The sequence below is a fragment of the Bradyrhizobium sp. Kon37 genome, from assembly GCF_055807535.1.
Window position 1 is genome coordinate 88621 of sequence record NZ_JBVVOY010000002.1, and the last position, 15779, is coordinate 104399.

The 15779-nt window shown below is 63.7% G+C and carries 14 protein-coding genes; 6 read left to right on the forward strand and 8 right to left on the reverse strand.

Annotated features, from left to right (window positions below; all coding sequences use genetic code 11):
- Positions 1–154 precede the first annotated feature (154 nt).
- Genes AC0L3J_RS04605 through AC0L3J_RS04615 form a run of 3 tightly spaced genes read right to left on the reverse strand, consistent with a single transcriptional unit; the run spans position 155 to position 3257 of the window.
- Positions 155–1147 carry a Bug family tripartite tricarboxylate transporter substrate binding protein gene (locus AC0L3J_RS04605; RefSeq protein ID WP_473346159.1) on the reverse strand — a complete coding sequence of 331 codons (993 nt, stop codon included), beginning with the start codon at positions 1145–1147 and terminating at the stop codon, positions 155–157.
- A gap of 46 nt (positions 1148–1193) precedes the next feature.
- On the reverse strand, positions 1194–2453 hold the full coding sequence (locus AC0L3J_RS04610) for a CaiB/BaiF CoA transferase family protein (protein ID WP_473346161.1): 1260 nt from the start codon (positions 2451–2453) through the stop codon (positions 1194–1196).
- A 9-nt stretch (positions 2454–2462) separates the two neighbouring features.
- A complete protein-coding gene (locus tag AC0L3J_RS04615) occupies positions 2463–3257 on the reverse strand; it encodes an enoyl-CoA hydratase/isomerase family protein (RefSeq protein ID WP_473346162.1) in 795 nt (264 codons plus the stop codon).
- Positions 3258–3373: 116 nt separating this feature from the next.
- Between AC0L3J_RS04615 and AC0L3J_RS04620 the strand changes: the two genes are divergently transcribed.
- The 3 genes from AC0L3J_RS04620 to AC0L3J_RS04630 all read left to right on the forward strand — a co-directional run bounded on the left by AC0L3J_RS04620 (position 3374) and on the right by AC0L3J_RS04630 (position 7180).
- Positions 3374–4039: a GntR family transcriptional regulator gene (locus tag AC0L3J_RS04620; protein ID WP_473346163.1), complete on the forward strand. Its 666-nt coding sequence runs from the start codon at positions 3374–3376 to the stop codon at positions 4037–4039.
- A 153-nt stretch (positions 4040–4192) separates the two neighbouring features.
- On the forward strand, positions 4193–5164 hold the full coding sequence (locus AC0L3J_RS04625; protein WP_456764477.1) for an MBL fold metallo-hydrolase: 972 nt from the start codon (positions 4193–4195) through the stop codon (positions 5162–5164).
- A 195-nt stretch (positions 5165–5359) separates the two neighbouring features.
- Entirely contained in the window at positions 5360–7180 is a 1821-nt protein-coding gene (locus tag AC0L3J_RS04630; RefSeq protein ID WP_473346165.1) for a peroxidase family protein, read from the forward strand.
- Positions 7181–7210: 30 nt separating this feature from the next.
- On the opposite strand, the gene AC0L3J_RS04635 is transcribed toward AC0L3J_RS04630, so the two are convergent.
- The 5 genes from AC0L3J_RS04635 to AC0L3J_RS04655 all read right to left on the reverse strand — a co-directional run bounded on the left by AC0L3J_RS04635 (position 7211) and on the right by AC0L3J_RS04655 (position 12178).
- Entirely contained in the window at positions 7211–7930 is a 720-nt protein-coding gene (locus AC0L3J_RS04635; protein ID WP_473346166.1) for a haloacid dehalogenase type II, read from the reverse strand.
- Positions 7931–8021: 91 nt separating this feature from the next.
- Positions 8022–9023: a class II fructose-bisphosphatase gene (gene glpX / locus AC0L3J_RS04640; protein WP_007609885.1), complete on the reverse strand. Its 1002-nt coding sequence runs from the start codon at positions 9021–9023 to the stop codon at positions 8022–8024.
- A 97-nt stretch (positions 9024–9120) separates the two neighbouring features.
- Entirely contained in the window at positions 9121–10437 is a 1317-nt protein-coding gene (locus AC0L3J_RS04645) for a homoserine dehydrogenase (protein ID WP_473346168.1), read from the reverse strand.
- 29 nt (positions 10438–10466) lie between these two features.
- Positions 10467–11687 (reverse strand): LL-diaminopimelate aminotransferase, encoded by a 1221-nt coding sequence (locus AC0L3J_RS04650; RefSeq protein WP_027569882.1) that lies wholly within the window; start codon positions 11685–11687, stop codon positions 10467–10469.
- A 215-nt stretch (positions 11688–11902) separates the two neighbouring features.
- Positions 11903–12178 carry a hypothetical protein gene (locus AC0L3J_RS04655; RefSeq protein ID WP_027517741.1) on the reverse strand — a complete coding sequence of 92 codons (276 nt, stop codon included), beginning with the start codon at positions 12176–12178 and terminating at the stop codon, positions 11903–11905.
- 253 nt (positions 12179–12431) lie between these two features.
- Here AC0L3J_RS04655 and AC0L3J_RS04660 point away from each other — a divergent pair, with 253 nt between their 5' ends.
- The 3 genes from AC0L3J_RS04660 (at position 12432) to AC0L3J_RS04670 (ending at position 15653) form a co-directional block, all read left to right on the forward strand.
- Positions 12432–14240 carry a PHA/PHB synthase family protein gene (locus AC0L3J_RS04660; protein WP_456764481.1) on the forward strand — a complete coding sequence of 603 codons (1809 nt, stop codon included), beginning with the start codon at positions 12432–12434 and terminating at the stop codon, positions 14238–14240.
- Positions 14241–14305: 65 nt separating this feature from the next.
- Complete coding sequence (locus AC0L3J_RS04665; RefSeq protein ID WP_027517739.1) at positions 14306–14704, forward strand: MAPEG family protein; 399 nt, start codon at positions 14306–14308, stop codon at positions 14702–14704.
- Positions 14705–14885: 181 nt separating this feature from the next.
- Positions 14886–15653: an outer membrane protein gene (locus AC0L3J_RS04670; protein WP_473346170.1), complete on the forward strand. Its 768-nt coding sequence runs from the start codon at positions 14886–14888 to the stop codon at positions 15651–15653.
- Positions 15654–15779 lie beyond the last annotated feature (126 nt).

Here is a 15779-nt window from a genome sequence, read left to right on the forward strand (position 1 = left end):
CGTCCTGAGGAGCGCGCCTCGGCGCGCGTCTCGAAGGACGGCTCCGGGCGACATCCCATCCGCGGCCATCCTTCGAGACGCCCGCCTGCGGCGGGCTCCTCAGGATGAGGACGGTGGTTGAACTCGGCTGCGCAATCGAACGCCATCGGCCGCTTCACTTGACCAACCAGCCCTGCTCGCCCGCGACCTGCTTGACGTGCTCGAGGTCCTCCTTGATGAACTTGTCGAACTCGGCGCCGGTCAGGAAGGTGTCGACCTGGGAGGTTTTCTCGATGTAGTCCTTCCACTCCGGCGTCGCCTGCACCTTCTTCATCAGGTCGACATAGAACGCGGCCTGGTCCGGCGTGACCTTGCCGGGGAGCCACACCGTCCGCGGCTGCTCATATTGCTTGATATCGAGGCCCTGCTCGACGCAGGTCGGAACATCACCCCAGCCTTCGGTCGCGGTGACCTTGGCGCCCTGCGGCAGCCGCTTCGGGCTGAAAACGCAAAGCGGCCGCTGCGTTCCACCGCGCCATTGCCCGAGACTTTCGCTGGGATTGTTGACGTGGGAGTCGAGGTGTCCGCCGGCGAGCTGCACGGCGGTCTCAGCCCCGCTCTTGAAGGGAATGTAGGTCAGCTTGATGTGGCCGGCCTTCTCGATCATGCGGGTCAGCACCTCATCGGTGTCCTTTGACTGCGCGCCGCCCATCTTGAATTCGCCTGATGCGGCCGCCTTCAGATAGTCGCCCGCCGTCTTGTAGGGCGCGTCCTGCTTGACCCAGAGCAGGAACTCGTCCTGCGCCATTGCCGCGATCGCAGTGAGATCGGTGTAGTTGAAGGCGACCTTGGAGACGAGCGGCTGCTGCCAGGCATTCGACGTGCCGAAGATCACCTTGTAGGGATCGCCGGCGGAGGCCTTGCCGTAGACATAGCCTTCCGCGCCGCTGCCGCCGCCCTTGTTGACGACGACGATCGGTTGCTCCACCAGCTTGTGCTTGGTGATGATGTTCTGCACGGCGCGCGCGAGATTGTCGGTGCCGCCGCCGGGTCCGGCCGTCGCCACGAACTCGATCGGCTTTTGCGGCTGCCACGCACTGAGCGCTGGCATCGTGCCGGCGAGCACAATTGCGGCCGCGGAGAGCAGAAATGTTGACGTCCGACCCATGATGTCCTCCAGCTGATTTTTGTCTCTTGTTGTTTTCGACGTCCGATCAGGCGACGCGTTCCTCGCGTCTTCCCGATGCCAGGACGATTGCGCCTTCTTGTTCGAGCGCTTCGATCTGCTTCTGGTCGAACCCGTGCTCGACCAGCACCTCGCTTGTATGCTCACCGTAGACCGGCGCGCCCGTACGCACTTTGCCTGGGGTCTCCGAAAACTTGACCGGCAAGCCGATCGTCTTCACCGGACCGAGCGTGGAATGCTCGACCTCGACGACCATCTCGCGCGCCAGCGTCTGCGGATCACTGAGCGCCTCCAGCATGTCGTGCACGGGTCCGCACGGCACGCCCTTCTCGTCCAGCGCCGCCAGCCAGTGCGCGCGCGTGCGGGTGCGGAAGCGCTCGCTCAGGACAGCTTCGAGTTCCTTCAGATTGGCCATGCGGTCGGCGCCGTTGATGAAACGCGGATCGGCGGCCAGCTCGTTCGCACCGAGCGCGTCGAGCATCAACAGCCAGTGCTTCTTGTTGGCGCCGCCGACCACCAGCCAGCCGTCCGAGGCCTCGAAAGCCTGATATGGCGCGTTGAGCGGATGGGCCGAGCCCATGGCGCGCGGCGCGGTGCCCGCGGCCAGCGCGATGGTCGACTGCCAGTAGGTCTGCACCAGCGCGGCCTCATAGAGCGAGGTCTCGACCCACTGCCCTTCGCCGGTCTTGAGACGGTGCGTGTAGGCCGCGAGGATACCCATGCTCGCCAGCAGGCCGGCGGTGATGTCGGACAGCGGCGGGCCGCATTTCACGGGCGGACCATCGGGACGTTCGCCGGTAAAGCTCATGATGCCGCTCATGGCCTGGGCGACCAGATCGAAGCCGCGGCGATGCTTGTAGGGTCCGGTGCGGCCGAAGCCCGACAGCGAGCAATAGATCAGCGTTGGATGCTGCTTGTGCAGGTCTTCGTAGCCGAAGCCGAGGCGCTCCATGGCGCCCGGCGCAAAGTTCTCGACCAGCACGTCGGCGCCCGCGATCAGCCGCCGCAACACCTGTTTGCCGCCCTCGGTCTTCAGATCCAGCACGATGCCGCGCTTGTTGCGGTTCATCATCAGGAACGAGGCCGCCTCGTCGCCAATCTTTGGCGGCACCGAATGGCGGGTGTCGTCACCGTTCGGCGATTTCTCGATCTTGATCACGTCGGCGCCCATGTCGGCCAGCATCAAGGTGCAGGTCGGCCCTGCCATGACATGGGTGAGGTCGATGACCTTGAGGCCGGCAAGCGGCCCCGAACGGGCGGAGGTTGATTGCGAGCGATCGCTTTGCATCGGGGCGTCCTATTGGCCGCGCCATTGCGGCGCGCGCTTGGTGAGGAAAGCATCGAGCCCTTCGCGAAAATCCTGGCTCGTGTAGCACATCAGGATGAGGTCCTCGCCCTCGTCCGGCGTCAGCCGCCTTTGCAGGCGTGCCACGGCCTGCTTGGTCGCATTCAGCGTCAGCGGCGCGTGGCTGGCGAGCAGCCGGGCGACCTCGTCGGCGCGTCGGTCGAGCGCGGCGAGATCCTCGACGACTTCGCCGAGCAGCCCGACACTGGCGGCCTCCGTGGCGTCGACCAGGCGCGCTGTGAAGATCAGATCCTTGACGCGGGCAGCGCCGATCAGTGCGGTGAGACGACTGACATTGGACATCGACAGGCAATTGCCGAGCGTGCGGGCAATGGGAAAGCCGATTTTCGCGCTTTGGGTGCCGATGCGGAGGTCGCAGGCCGCGGCAATGCCCGCGCCGCCGCCGGTGCAGAACCCGTTGATCGCGGCGATCGTCGGCACGCGGCACTGCTCGAGCGTGGTCAGCACCCGATCGATGCGGTTCTCGTAGTCGATCGCGTCCTGCGGCGACTTGAAATCGCGGAACTGATTGATGTCGGTGCCCGCGGCAAAGGCCTTGTCGCCGGCCCCGCGCAGCACCAGCACCTTGATCGCGTGATCGTCGTTGATCTCCTCGCAGATCGCGGCAAGCCGCTCGTACATCGCGAAGGTGAAGGCGTTGCGGGCCTGCGGACGGTTGAAGGTGATCCGCCCGATACTGTCCTGGCGCTCGAAAACGAGGTCTTCCGCCTTCACCTGCTGGTCCATTTCCCCATGTCCTTCTGCTTTTTTACATTTTTGAATGCAAAATGATCGATTTACAAGCTGGAACTTACATTAATGCGTATATAGCTCCGTTTTTGCATTCAAATGGACTTCAGACCATGCTGCATGAGGAAGTCGTCGGCCGCATCCGGGCCATCCTGCTCGACGGCGAAATCCCGCCGGGCGCGCGGATTCCCGAGCGCGAGCTGTGCGAGCGGCTGCAGATATCGCGCACCCCGCTCCGCGAGGCGCTCAAGGTGCTCGCCGCCGAAGGGCTCGTGCAGCTCCTGCCCCATCGTGGCTCGCGCGCGGCAAAACTGACCGACAAGGACATGCGCGACCTGTTCGAGGTCTGCCAGGGTCTCGAGGCGCTCGCCGGCGAACTCGCCTGCGAACGCATCACCGATGCCGAGATCGCCGCGATCGCCGCCGCGCACGCGGACATGGTGCGGCATTATCGTGATGGCGACCTGATCCAGTACTATCGCGGCAACCGCGCCATTCACGAAGCCATCGTCGCAGCGGCCGGAAACCCGGTGCTCGCGGGGTTGTATGCGTCCGTGACCGCGCGCATCCGGCGCGCGCGTTATGTCACGCCGATGACGCCCGAGCGCTGGGCGGTCGCCGTGCAGGAGCACGATGCCATCCTGAACGCACTGCAGAGGCGCGACGGCGTCGGCCTCGCCCATATCCTGCGCGCGCATCTGCGCCACAAGCGCGAAGAGGTTTTGCAGGCGGGCTTTGCCGAAACGGAAGGCAGCGACCTGGTGCCGCGGATTGCGTGAGACGGCGTTCGCGACGCAGAAAGAAACTTGCGATCCCACTACAACGCGCGGTCAAGAGACACAATCGCGACACAATCATTGATTGCATTCAGCCGCACAGTTGGTAACGCGCAAACAATTGCGCAAAACAAAAGACAAAAGCGGAGGAAACGCATGACAATCGATGTCTCACGTCGGTCCTTGATCGCCCTCGGGGCTGGCCTTGGTGCCAGCGCAATGCTCGGCAGCAGCGCGATGGCGCGCGCTCCCAAGCTCGGCACCCAGACGCCTTACTGGCACCGCTTCGTTCTCGGCGATGCCGAAGTCACCATCGTGTCCGACGGACCGCTTCCGCTCGGCGACCCCTCCGGCACCTTCACTGGCGTTCCCAAGGAAGAGGTGAAGAAGATGCTCGCCGACAATTTCCTGTCGCCGGACAATGTCGTGCTCGAACAGAACTCGCCGATCGTCAACACCGGCGACAAGCTCATCCTGTTCGATACCGGCATGGGCAGTTCGAAGATGTTCGGCGCCACCACCGGCCGACAGCAGAAGAGCATGACCGAGGCAGGTATCAAGCCCGGGGACATCGATGCGGTGGTCTGCTCGCATGCACATATCGACCACATCGGGGGCATCGTGGACGACGGCGGCAAGCCGCTGTTTCCGAACGCGCAGATCTACATCTCGCAGACCGACTTCGACTTCTGGACCGACGAAGGCAAGCTCGGCAGCGACGCCAAGGATTTCGTCGTTCACGCCCGCAAGAACCTGCTGCCGGTGCGCGACCGCATCGTGTTCTTCAAGGACGGCCAGGAATTCCTGCCGGGCGTTCAGGCGATCGCAGCGCCCGGTCATACCGTCGGCCATACCATCTTCATGGTCTCGTCGGCCGGCAAGTCCTTCGCCTTCATGGGCGACCTCTCGCACCATCCCGTCCTGCTGCTCGAGCGGCCGCGGATGGAATTCTCCTACGACACCGACCCGAAGCAGGCGGCCGAGTCGCGCGTCAAACTGCTGACCATGCTTGCGGCGAACAAGACGCCCGTAATGTCGTATCACTTCGCATGGCCGGGCTATGGCCATGTCGCCAAGGCCGGCGAAGGATTCCATTATTATCCCGAACCGATGCAGATGACGTTGTAATCGCCGGATCAGGTCCGGGTGGCGTACGCGCCGCCCGGACCGCCCGAACGATCACCGCTGTCCGGCTGACCGGCAAGCAACTACAATCCGCAATGTCTCCGGCGGCGTTGGCAGGCGGACATTTTGGTGTTATTGAACTACAGCTACTAATTGCAAATCGAAAATTTATTGACGTGAATTTGTTTGGGAGCGTCAATGTCCCGCGAGAACGATGGTTTTGTCTTTCATCGTGATCGGCTCCAACGGGTCCCGGATGTTGTCTATCGGGCCATCAACTTCTTTGTCAGATGGGACAAACTGCCGAGGCTGCTCGGAGCTGCCAATCTTTCGGCGTTCCGCGATCGGCTGCGGGAGCGCAATCTGCACCATACCGGCTACGGCACGACATCGCCTCGCTGGAGCACGGGCAATGACCGCTGGCGTTCCGCCGACGGCTCGTTCAACAGCCTCGACCATCCCCGCATGGGGATGGCTGGCGCCCGGTTCGGACGCAATTTCGCGCTACCCGAATGCGTGCCGGACAGCCTGGACGACCTGCTCGAACCCAGTCCGCGCGTGATCTCGGAGGAATTGCTGGCGCGCCGCGAATTCATTCCCGCGACCAGCCTCAATCTGCTGGCCGCCGCCTGGATCCAGTTCGAAACCCACAATTGGTTCAGCCATGGGTCCCCGAAGTCGGGAAACGAATTCAAGATTCCGCTGAAGCCAAACGACAAATGGCCCGCGGATCAGCGGATCGACGGCTGCATGAAGATCCGTCGGACCGTTTGCGACGAGACGCCACGTGAACCATGGCTCGGCGCGACCCCCACGTTCCGCAACCTCAACTCGCACTGGTGGGACGCCGGACAGATCTACGGCAGCGACCGCGCGAGGCAGATGCAGATACGTTCCGGGGCAGATGGGAAGATCGCGGTCGGCGATGATGGGATGCTTCCAGCCGATCCGGTGCATCCGGGCGCCGATCTCACCGGCTTCAATGACAACTGGTGGGTGGGGCTCAGCCTGCTGCACAACCTCTTTGCACGCGAGCACAATGTCATCTGCGACGGCTTGAAGACGCGGTATCCGACCTGGAACGACGAGGCGCTATTCCAGCATGCGCGGCTGATCAACGCGGCCCTGATCGCCAAGATCCACACCGTCGAATGGACGCCAGGCATCCTCGGCCATCCCGCACTGGACTTCAGCATGCACGCGAACTGGTCGGGGATCCCGTGCCGGGTGCTGCGCGCGGTGCTCGGCAAGAACAGCGAAGCCGCCTTTGGTATCATCGGCTCTCCGACGGATCAGCACAGCGCGCCCTACGCGATGACGGAGGAATTCACCGCCGTGTACCGCCTGCACCCGCTGCTCCCGGAAACGATTGATGTACGGCGGCTCGATAGCACAGAGATTACCCCTAGCGACCTGCTCGATATGCAGGGCCCCGCCTCCCGCGAGTTCATGCAGACTCACGGCTTCGTCGACCTGCTGTACTCGTTCGGCACCGCTCATCCCGGCGCCATTCGCCTCCACAACTATCCCAACTTTCTGCGCCAGTTCACGAAAGACGACCAGCCGCTGCTCGACGTGGCGGCGATCGACATCATGCGTGATCGCGAGCGCGGCGTGCCGCGCTACAATCGGTTCCGCGAACTGGTCGGCAAAAAGCGGGTCAAGACATTCGAGGAAATCACCAGCATCCCCGGTGCCGCCGGAAAGATGCGCGCGATCTACAAGGGCGATGTCGATCGCGTCGATCTGATGGTCGGACTATTGGCCGAGGACCTGCCGGACGGTTTTGGCTTCAGCGATACTGCCTTCCGCATTTTCATCCTGATGGCATCGCGGCGCCTCAAGAGCGACCGGTTCTTCACCGACGACTACCGGGCGGAAATCTACACCAATTTCGGTCTGGACTGGATCCACAATAACGGAATGAAATCGGTGCTGCTGCGGCATGTGCCGCAACTCGGCCCGGCGCTCGAGGGCGTCAACAACGCCTTCGCCCCGTGGAACGTGCTGCGAGGCTGAGCCTTGGCCCTCTGCAAAGTCGCAGCCGCCCTAGCACCCGAGCTTGTCGGCGATCCCGCCAAAATCCCTGGCGACGATGTCCCAATTGCCGGTGGCCTCGAAATCGACCTTCTGGAGCGGACCGTATTCGGTCGGTCGCGCCACGAAAGCCGTCTTCAGCCCGTTCTTCTGGGCGGCGGCGAGATCGCCGTTGTGGGCGGCGACCATCATCACCTCTTCCGGCTTGAGGCACAGCAGGCGCGCGGCGCCGAGATAGGTTTCGGGATCGGGCTTGTAGTGCTCGAACAGCTCGGCCGACATGACGAGGTCCCAGGGAAGCCCTGCGAACTTCGCCATGTTGGTCAGCAGCGCGACATTGCCGTTCGACAGCGGCGAGATCACGAATTTCGTCTTCAACCGCGTCAGGCCCGCGACGCTGTCGGGCCACGGATGCAGGCGGTGCCACCCCTTGGTGAGGTGATCGAGATCGGCTTCGGTCAGGCCTGGAATCGAAAATTGCGCGACCAGCTTTTCCAGCGAGCGGCGATGCAGATCGTCGAGCATGACATAGCCGCGCTCGGGATGTTTGCGCACGTCATCCATCGAAGCCATGTACATGCCGCGCCAGCCGTCGACCAAGGCGGTCCAGTCGGCGGAGATGCCGCGGCCCCTTGCCCACCACATGAAGTCCGTGATCAGGCTGGTGCGCCAGTCGACGACGGTGCCGAACACGTCGAAGACAAGGGCTTTGACGGCGGTGAGATCCGACATGCGCGCTTCCCTTTAGGCTGCTTATTATTGGTCATTCCGGGATGCGCCGTGAGGCGTAAGCCCGGAATGACGGCCGTCGTCATTACGTCGATCAGTCCAAATGGAACTTCGCCAGTTCGCGGTGCTCGGCCTTGATGTAGCGTACGGTGCCGGTGACGGAACGCATCACCACCGTCTCGGTCTCGATCACGCCGTCCTTGCGGAATTTGACGCCTGACAGCAGCGAGCCCGTGGTGACGCCGGTGGCGGCGAACAGGCAGTCGCCGCGCGCCATGTCCTCGATGCCGTAAATCATCTTGGGATCGTTGACGCCCATCTTGGCGGCGCGCTCCCGCTTCTCGTCGGAGTCGAGGATGAGACGGCACTGCATCTGGCCGCCGATGCAGCGCAGCGCCACGGCCGCGAGCACGCCTTCGGGTGCACCGCCGGTGCCGAGATACATGTCGACGCCGGTATTATCAGGGTCGGCGCAGTGGATCACGCCGGCGACGTCGCCGTCGGTGATCAGGCGCACGGCGGCGCCGGTCGAGCGCACGCTCTCGATGATGCTGGCATGGCGCGGGCGGTCGAGCACGAGAACGGTGATGCCGTCGGGCTTGACGCCCTTGGCCTTGGCGAGGCGGCGGACGTTTTCGGCCGGTGTCGCATCGAGCTCGACGACGCCCTTGTCATAGCCGGGACCGATCGCGAGCTTCTGCATGTAGACGTCGGGGGCGTGCAACAGCGTGCCGCCGTCGGCCATCGCCATGGTGGCAATCGAGCCCGGCATGTTCTTGGCGCACAGCGTGGTGCCTTCGAGCGGATCGACCGCGATGTCGACTTGCGGGCCGGCGTTCATGCCGACCTTCTCGCCGATGAAGAGCATCGGCGCCTCGTCGCGCTCGCCCTCGCCGATGACGATGGTGCCCTCGATCGGCAGCTTGTTGAGCTCGCGCCGCATCGCGTCGACCGCGGCCTGGTCGGCCGCCTTCTCGTTGCCGTGCCCGCGCAGACGCGCCGAAGACACCGCCGCCCGCTCCGTCACACGCACGATCTCCAGCGTGAGAATGCGCTCGAGCAACGCTTGCGGCGGGACTGAAATATGGGTCGACATCGGCTCACTCCTTCGAAACAGTTTTGGACGGACATCTCCGCCGCATCAACTCGTAACACCCACAGTTCGTTCGAACCGTGTCATTGCCTAACCATGCTCAGTTCTTCTCGATCCTGATGACCTGCGGCCGTCCGCTGATCACCTTGTCCTTCTGCACGGCCGCGAGCGCGCGGCGCACGGCGTCCTCGTGCGTGGCATAGGTGATGAGGATGACGGGCACCGGGACCGCCTTGCCGTCTGCCGGCGCAGCGCCGCCATTGGGATGGCGCTGCACGATCGACTCGATCGAAATCTTCTGCTCCGCGAGCCGCGTCGCGATCGCAGCCGCGGTGCCCGGGAAATCGCGTGCCAGAAGGCGGATATAGTAGCCGCCCTCGTGGCGCTCCATCGGCGCCTTCTTGGTATCGCGCAGCTGCGCAATCGGCCGGCCGAACGGATTGGCGCGAATGCCGCGCGCGACGTCAGCAATGTCGGCCACGACGGCGGATGCGGTCGCCGCTCCCCCGGCACCGGGGCCGACCAGCGTGATCGGCGGGATGCCCTCGCCATCGATCGTGACAGCATTGGTGACACCCATCACCTGTGCGATCGACGAGGATTTTGGAACCATGGTCGGATGCACGCGCTGCTCGATACCCTTAGCGGTGCGAACGGCGACCCCGAGCAGTTTGAGCCGGTAACCAAGATCGTCGGCGGCACGGAGATCTTCCGGCGCGATGGAGGAGATACCTTCGACATACACCGCGCTTTGAGCAACTTTCGTGCCGAAAGCGAGGCTGGCGAGAATAGCGAGCTTTTGCGCGGTATCGTGGCCGTCGACGTCGAAGGACGGATTGGCCTCGGCATAGCCGAGCCGTTGCGCGTCCTTCAGGCATTCGGCGAAGGACAGGCCCTCCTGCTCCATCCGGGTCAGGATGTAATTGCAGGTGCCGTTGAGGATGCCGTAGACCCGGTTGATGCCGGTTCCGGCAAGACCTTCGCGTAACGTCTTGATGACAGGGATCGCAGCGCCGACGGCTGCCTCGAAATTCAGCGCGCCGCCGTGCTTTTCGGCGGCCCTTGCCAGCTTGAGGCCGTGCTTTGCCAGCAACGCCTTGTTGGCGGTGACGACGGATTTGCCGGCAGCGAGCGCGGCCTCGACCGCCGCCAGCGCGGGATTGCCGGAGCCACCCATCAGCTCGACGAAGCAGTCGATGCCGGGATGCGTCGCAAGGGCAAGCGGATCCTTGACCCATTCGATGCCGCGCAGATCGACGCCGCGCTTCTTGGCCTTCGAGCGCGCGGTGACGGCGACGACGCGGATGCCGCGGCCGCTGCGGCCGGCAAGCACGCGCGCCTGCGTTTCAATCAGACGGACAACTTCGGCGCCCACGGTGCCGAGCCCCGCTATGCCCACTTTCAGGGGTGCAACCATGATGCCTTGGAAAACCTGCGGAAGAGAACTTAACGCCGAGTGGCGAGCGGAACGACGTTGTGCAACGTTTCGATGCCGCTTTCAAGGAAGCGGCGCACGCCGCGCGCGGCCTGCCTGATCCGTTGCTCGTTTTCCACCATGGCGATGCGGACATATCCTTCACCATGTTCGCCGAAGCCGACGCCGGGCGAGACCGCGACACCGGATTTCTCCACCATCAGGGTCGCGAACTGCATGCTGCCGACGCTGCGGAAGGCTTCCGGCAGCGGCACCCAGGCAAACATCGACGCTTCCGGCGGCGGGATCTCCCAGCCGGCACGGCCGAACGATTCCACCAGCGCGTCGCGCCGCTTGCGGTAGGTGTCGCGCATCTCCTTGATGCAATCGTCCGGTCCGTTCAGCGCAGCGGTCGCGGCGACCTGGATCGGCGTGAACGCACCGTAGTCGAGATAGGATTTGACGCGGCCGAGTGCCGCGATCACGCGCTCGTTGCCGACGGCGAAGCCCATGCGCCACCCAGCCATCGAATAGGTCTTCGACATCGAGGTAAACTCGACGGCGACGTCCATCGCGCCCGGCACCTGGAGCACCGAGGGCGGCGGGTTGTTCTCGTCGAAATAGACCTCGGCATAAGCGAGATCGGACAGGATCAGGATCTCGTGCTTCTTCGCGAATGCGACCAGGTCCTTGTAGAAGTCGAGGCTCGCGACATAGGCGGTCGGGTTCGAAGGATAGCAGACGACGAGCGCCAGCGGCTTCGGGATCGAATGCACGATCGCCCGCTCGACAGCCTCGAAGAATTGCGGCGTCGGCTCCGAGGGCACCGAGCGGATCACGCCGCCCGCCATCAGGAAGCCAAAGGCGTGAATCGGGTAGCTCGGATTCGGACAAAGGATGACGTCGCCGGGCGCGGTGATCGCCTGCGCCACGTTGGCAAAGCCCTCCTTGGAGCCGAGCGTCGCCACCACCTGGGTGTCGGGATTGAGCTTCACACCGAAACGGCGGGCGTAGTAGCCGGCCTGGGCCCGGCGCAGTCCGGGGATGCCGCGGGAGGCCGAGTAGCGGTCGGTGCGCGGCTTGCCCAGCGTCTCCTTCAGCTTCTCCAGTACGTGCGCCGGCGCCGGCAGGTCCGGATTGCCCATGCCGAGGTCGATGATGTCGGCGCCGGCATTCCGCGCGGCTGCCTTGGCCCGGTTGACCTGTTCGAACACGTAAGGTGGAAGGCGGCGGATGCGGTAAAACTCTTCCATGGCTCTCTCGGCTCCGGGCAACCGGTCAGGACAGAATCGACAGGCCATAATGGCGATGCGGAAAGGCGCTCGCCTCCCTCGCGAAAATTACTCAAGATCAAATACTTAGAGCAATTATCGACGACGGTGACTGAAGTCGTTCGCCCTGACTCTCGGCTGAACTAAGGTCTTTTAGCACGGCGAGGCGGAGGCGCCAGCGATTACCTTGCAGCGCGCTATTTCGCGTCCTTGGTGGCAACCGCCTGACGGTCGCGCGCGGCAGCAAGCTCGGCCTCGATCTTGGCGCGTTGGTCCGGCGGCATGACGGCCTGATCGCGATCCGGCGGCAGATCGTGCACCGGCAGATAGCTACCGGCCTCCCTGGGATGCGCTTGCGCATCGGACGGCGTCATATCCGCAAGCTGGCTCGAGCAACCGCCCAGGGCGAGCGTCGCCATCAGCAGCGCGCCACAGATCCGTCGCGACTTTTGCAGGTCCCTCAACGCCAACACTAGGGAAATCCCCACTTCGTCCCAAAGCACGGCCCCGGGCAACCTTACCCAAGTCCGCGCCCAAGCTCAAACCATTGCTGCCCAAATGGTCCGAGCGAGAAATTAGCCCGGTACCACCAAGCCGAGCGGTGCGGCTCGATTGTGACGGAACCAAGAAAATTTGTCGCACTGCAACACATCTTCGAGAGTGTTTAATGCCAAACATGCGAGCTTCGCGGTGACGAATACGGAATGAATCGTTACTGTTCTGCTCATGAGTATGGCCACGACCGATACGCCCAAACCCGAGACCAAGTTCGATGCGGAAGCCTTCGCGATGAATGTCGCGCGGGCGATGGAGAGCGGCGGCAAGGCGCTCGCCGCGTACCTGAAGCCGCGCGAGAGCGGCGAGGTGCAGGATCGTCCGCCGGCCGAGCTTGCCGAGGTCGTCAAGACCTTCACTGCCGTCGCCGAATACTGGCTGTCGGATACGTCGCGGTCCTCCGCACTCCAGACCAAGCTCGCCAAGGACTATCTCGACCTCTGGGGCTCGGCGGCGCGACGGATGGCCGGTCAGGACGCCCCGCCCGCGATCGCGCCCTCGCCGCGCGACAAGCGCTTTGCCGATCCGGAATGGAAGTCGAACCAGTTCTTCGATTTCATGATGCAGCTCTACCTGCTCACGACCAAATTTGCGCAGGAGCTTGTGCGCGACGCCGAGGGGCTCGATCCGCAGACCCGCCGCAAGGCCGAGTTCTACGTTCAGCAGCTCACCAACGCGATATCGCCCTCCAACTTCGTGCTGACCAATCCGGAAGTGCTGCGCGCGACGGTGGCCAGCAGCGGCGAAAATCTCGCGCGCGGGCTGAAGATGCTGGCCGAGGACATCGCCGCCGGCAAGGGCACGCTGAAAATCCGTCAGTCCAATCCGGACAATCTCGTCGTCGGCGTGAACATGGCGACGACGCCGGGCAAGGTGATCTACCAGAACGAGATGATGCAGCTGATCCAGTATGCGCCGGCGACGGAGAACGTGCTGCGCACGCCGCTCCTGATCATCCCGCCCTGGATCAACAAGTTCTACATCCTCGATCTCAAGCCGGAGAAATCCTACATCAAGTGGTGCGTCGACCAGGGCATCACCGTGTTCGTGATCTCATGGGTCAATCCCGACAAGCGGCTCGGTGCCAAGAGCTGGGAAGACTACATGAAGGAAGGCCCGCTCACGGCGATGGACGTGATCGAGAAGGTCACCGGCGAGATGAAGGTGCACACCGCCGGCTATTGCGTCGGCGGCACCATGCTCGCGACCACGCTGGCCTGGCTCGCCGAGAAGCGCCGCCAGCGCGTGGCCTCCGCGACGTTCTTCGCGGCACAGGTCGACTTCACCCATGCCGGTGATTTGCTCGTGTTCGTCGACGAGGAGCAGATCGCATCGCTCGAGCAGGACATGAAGGCGGCGGGCGTGCTCGAAGGCTCGAAGATGGCGATGGCCTTCAACATGCTGCGCTCCAACGATTTGATCTGGTCCTATGTCGTCAGCAACTACCTCAAGGGCCAGCAGCCGAGCGCGTTCGACCTGCTGCACTGGAATTCGGACGCGACGCGCATGACCGCGTCGAACCATTCGTACTATCTGCGCAATTGCTATCTGGAGAACCGGCTCTCGACCGGCACGTTGGTGCTGGACAACACCCTGCTCGATCTCTCCAAGGTCATGGTGCCGATCTACAATCTCGCAACCCGCGAGGACCATATCGCGCCGGCGGAATCGGTGCTGTACGGCTCCCAGTTCTTCGGCGGCCCGGTGAAATACGTGCTGTCCGGCTCGGGCCACATCGCCGGCGTGGTCAATCCGCCCGCCTCGAACAAATACCAGTACTGGACCAACGACAACGTCAAGTCCGCCAACGTCGCCGAGTGGATGAAGGGCGCGGTCGAGCACAAGGGCTCGTGGTGGCCGGACTGGCGGCAATGGCTGGGCGCACTCGATCCCGAGGAAGTCCCGGCCCGCACGGTCGGCAGCGAGGCGTTTCCCCCGATCGAGGACGCGCCCGGCAGCTATGTCAGGGTTCGCGCATAGCAGAATCTTCCGCGCTTTCGTATAAGCTCCACGCCTGCAGCAGAAATTGATGAGGGGACCGGGTTATGACGCGTGAATTGTTCTGGCTGACACTGACGGTGGTCCTGACCGGAATCCTCTGGATTCCCTACACCATCAACCGCTGCCAGATTCGCGGTCTCGGTGGCGCGATGGCCAATCCCTCGCGCACCGACAAGCCGCAATCGGAATGGGCGAACCGGCTGATGTTCGCGCATGACAACGCCGTCGAGAACCTCGTGCTGTTCGCGCCGCTGGTGCTGATCCTGAACGCGATCGACTACTCTTCGAAATGGACGGTGCTTGCCTGCGCCGTCTATTTCTGGTCGCGCGTCGCGCATCTGATCGTCTATGCGCTCGGAATTCCGGTATTCCGCACGGTGGCCTTCACCGTCGGCTTCATCGCGCAGGCCGTGCTCGCCGTCGCGATCTTCAAGGTGGTTTGAGCGGATCTCCGATGGCCTAGCGCCTGCAACAGAGGAGTGAAATCCTCGAAAGCCTGCCCGGCTCCTGGTGTTGCCAAAGGATGACAGTGCGACAAAAACAGGGATGCCATCGGTAGGCTGACACGCAGGATCGCCTATCCACAGGTATATTTGGTCATCTCATTGATGATTCGGGGCAGATATGAATTGGAAGATTGCATCCGCGCTCGCCGGACTCTCGCTCGCAGCCGTCGCGACCCAGGCCAGTGCCGCAGATCTCGCCGCCCGTCCCTACACCAAGGCGCCGCCGATGATCGCGGCGATCTATGATTGGAGCGGCTTCTACATTGGTGCCAACGGCGGCTATGGCTCGTCACGCAATTGCTGGGACCAGACTGTTGGTTTCGCGCCCGGCGTTGCGGAAGGCTGTCATGACGCAACGGGCGCCGTCGCCGGCGGCCAGATCGGTTATCGCTGGCAGAGCAGCGCCTTCGTATTCGGCCTCGAAGCGCAGGGCGACTGGGCGGACCTCTCCGGCCGGAGCGCCAGCACCGTGGCAGGCGTCGCCAACCGCACCCGTGTCGATGCTTTCGGCCTGTTCACTGGCCAGGTCGGCTACGCGTGGAATAACGCACTGCTTTACGTGAAGGGCGGCGCCGCCGTCACCCGCGACCGCTACCGCGGTATCGGAACGGGCGGTCTCGCCGGAGCCGAATTTGATCGTGCCGACGACACCCGCTGGGGCGGCACGGTCGGCATCGGCATCGAATACGGCTTCGCCCCGAACTGGTCGGTCGGCCTCGAATACGACCATCTGTTCATGGGCCGTCACGACGTCACGCTCACCTCCAACGGCGCGCTGACGCCGGTCGGCACGTTCTCACGCACCGACCGCATCGGCCAGGACGTCGATTTGATCACCGCCCGCATCAACTACAAATTCGGCGGCCCGATCATCGCGAAGTACTGAGAAAGCGCCTCTCGCAGTCGTCATGCCCGGGCTGGTCGCGCCTGCGCGGCCGAAGCCGCTTCGGTGAGGCCGAGGCCCGGACACACACGTTCTCCCTCGACCGCGGCGGTGGCCTTCACCGTCGGC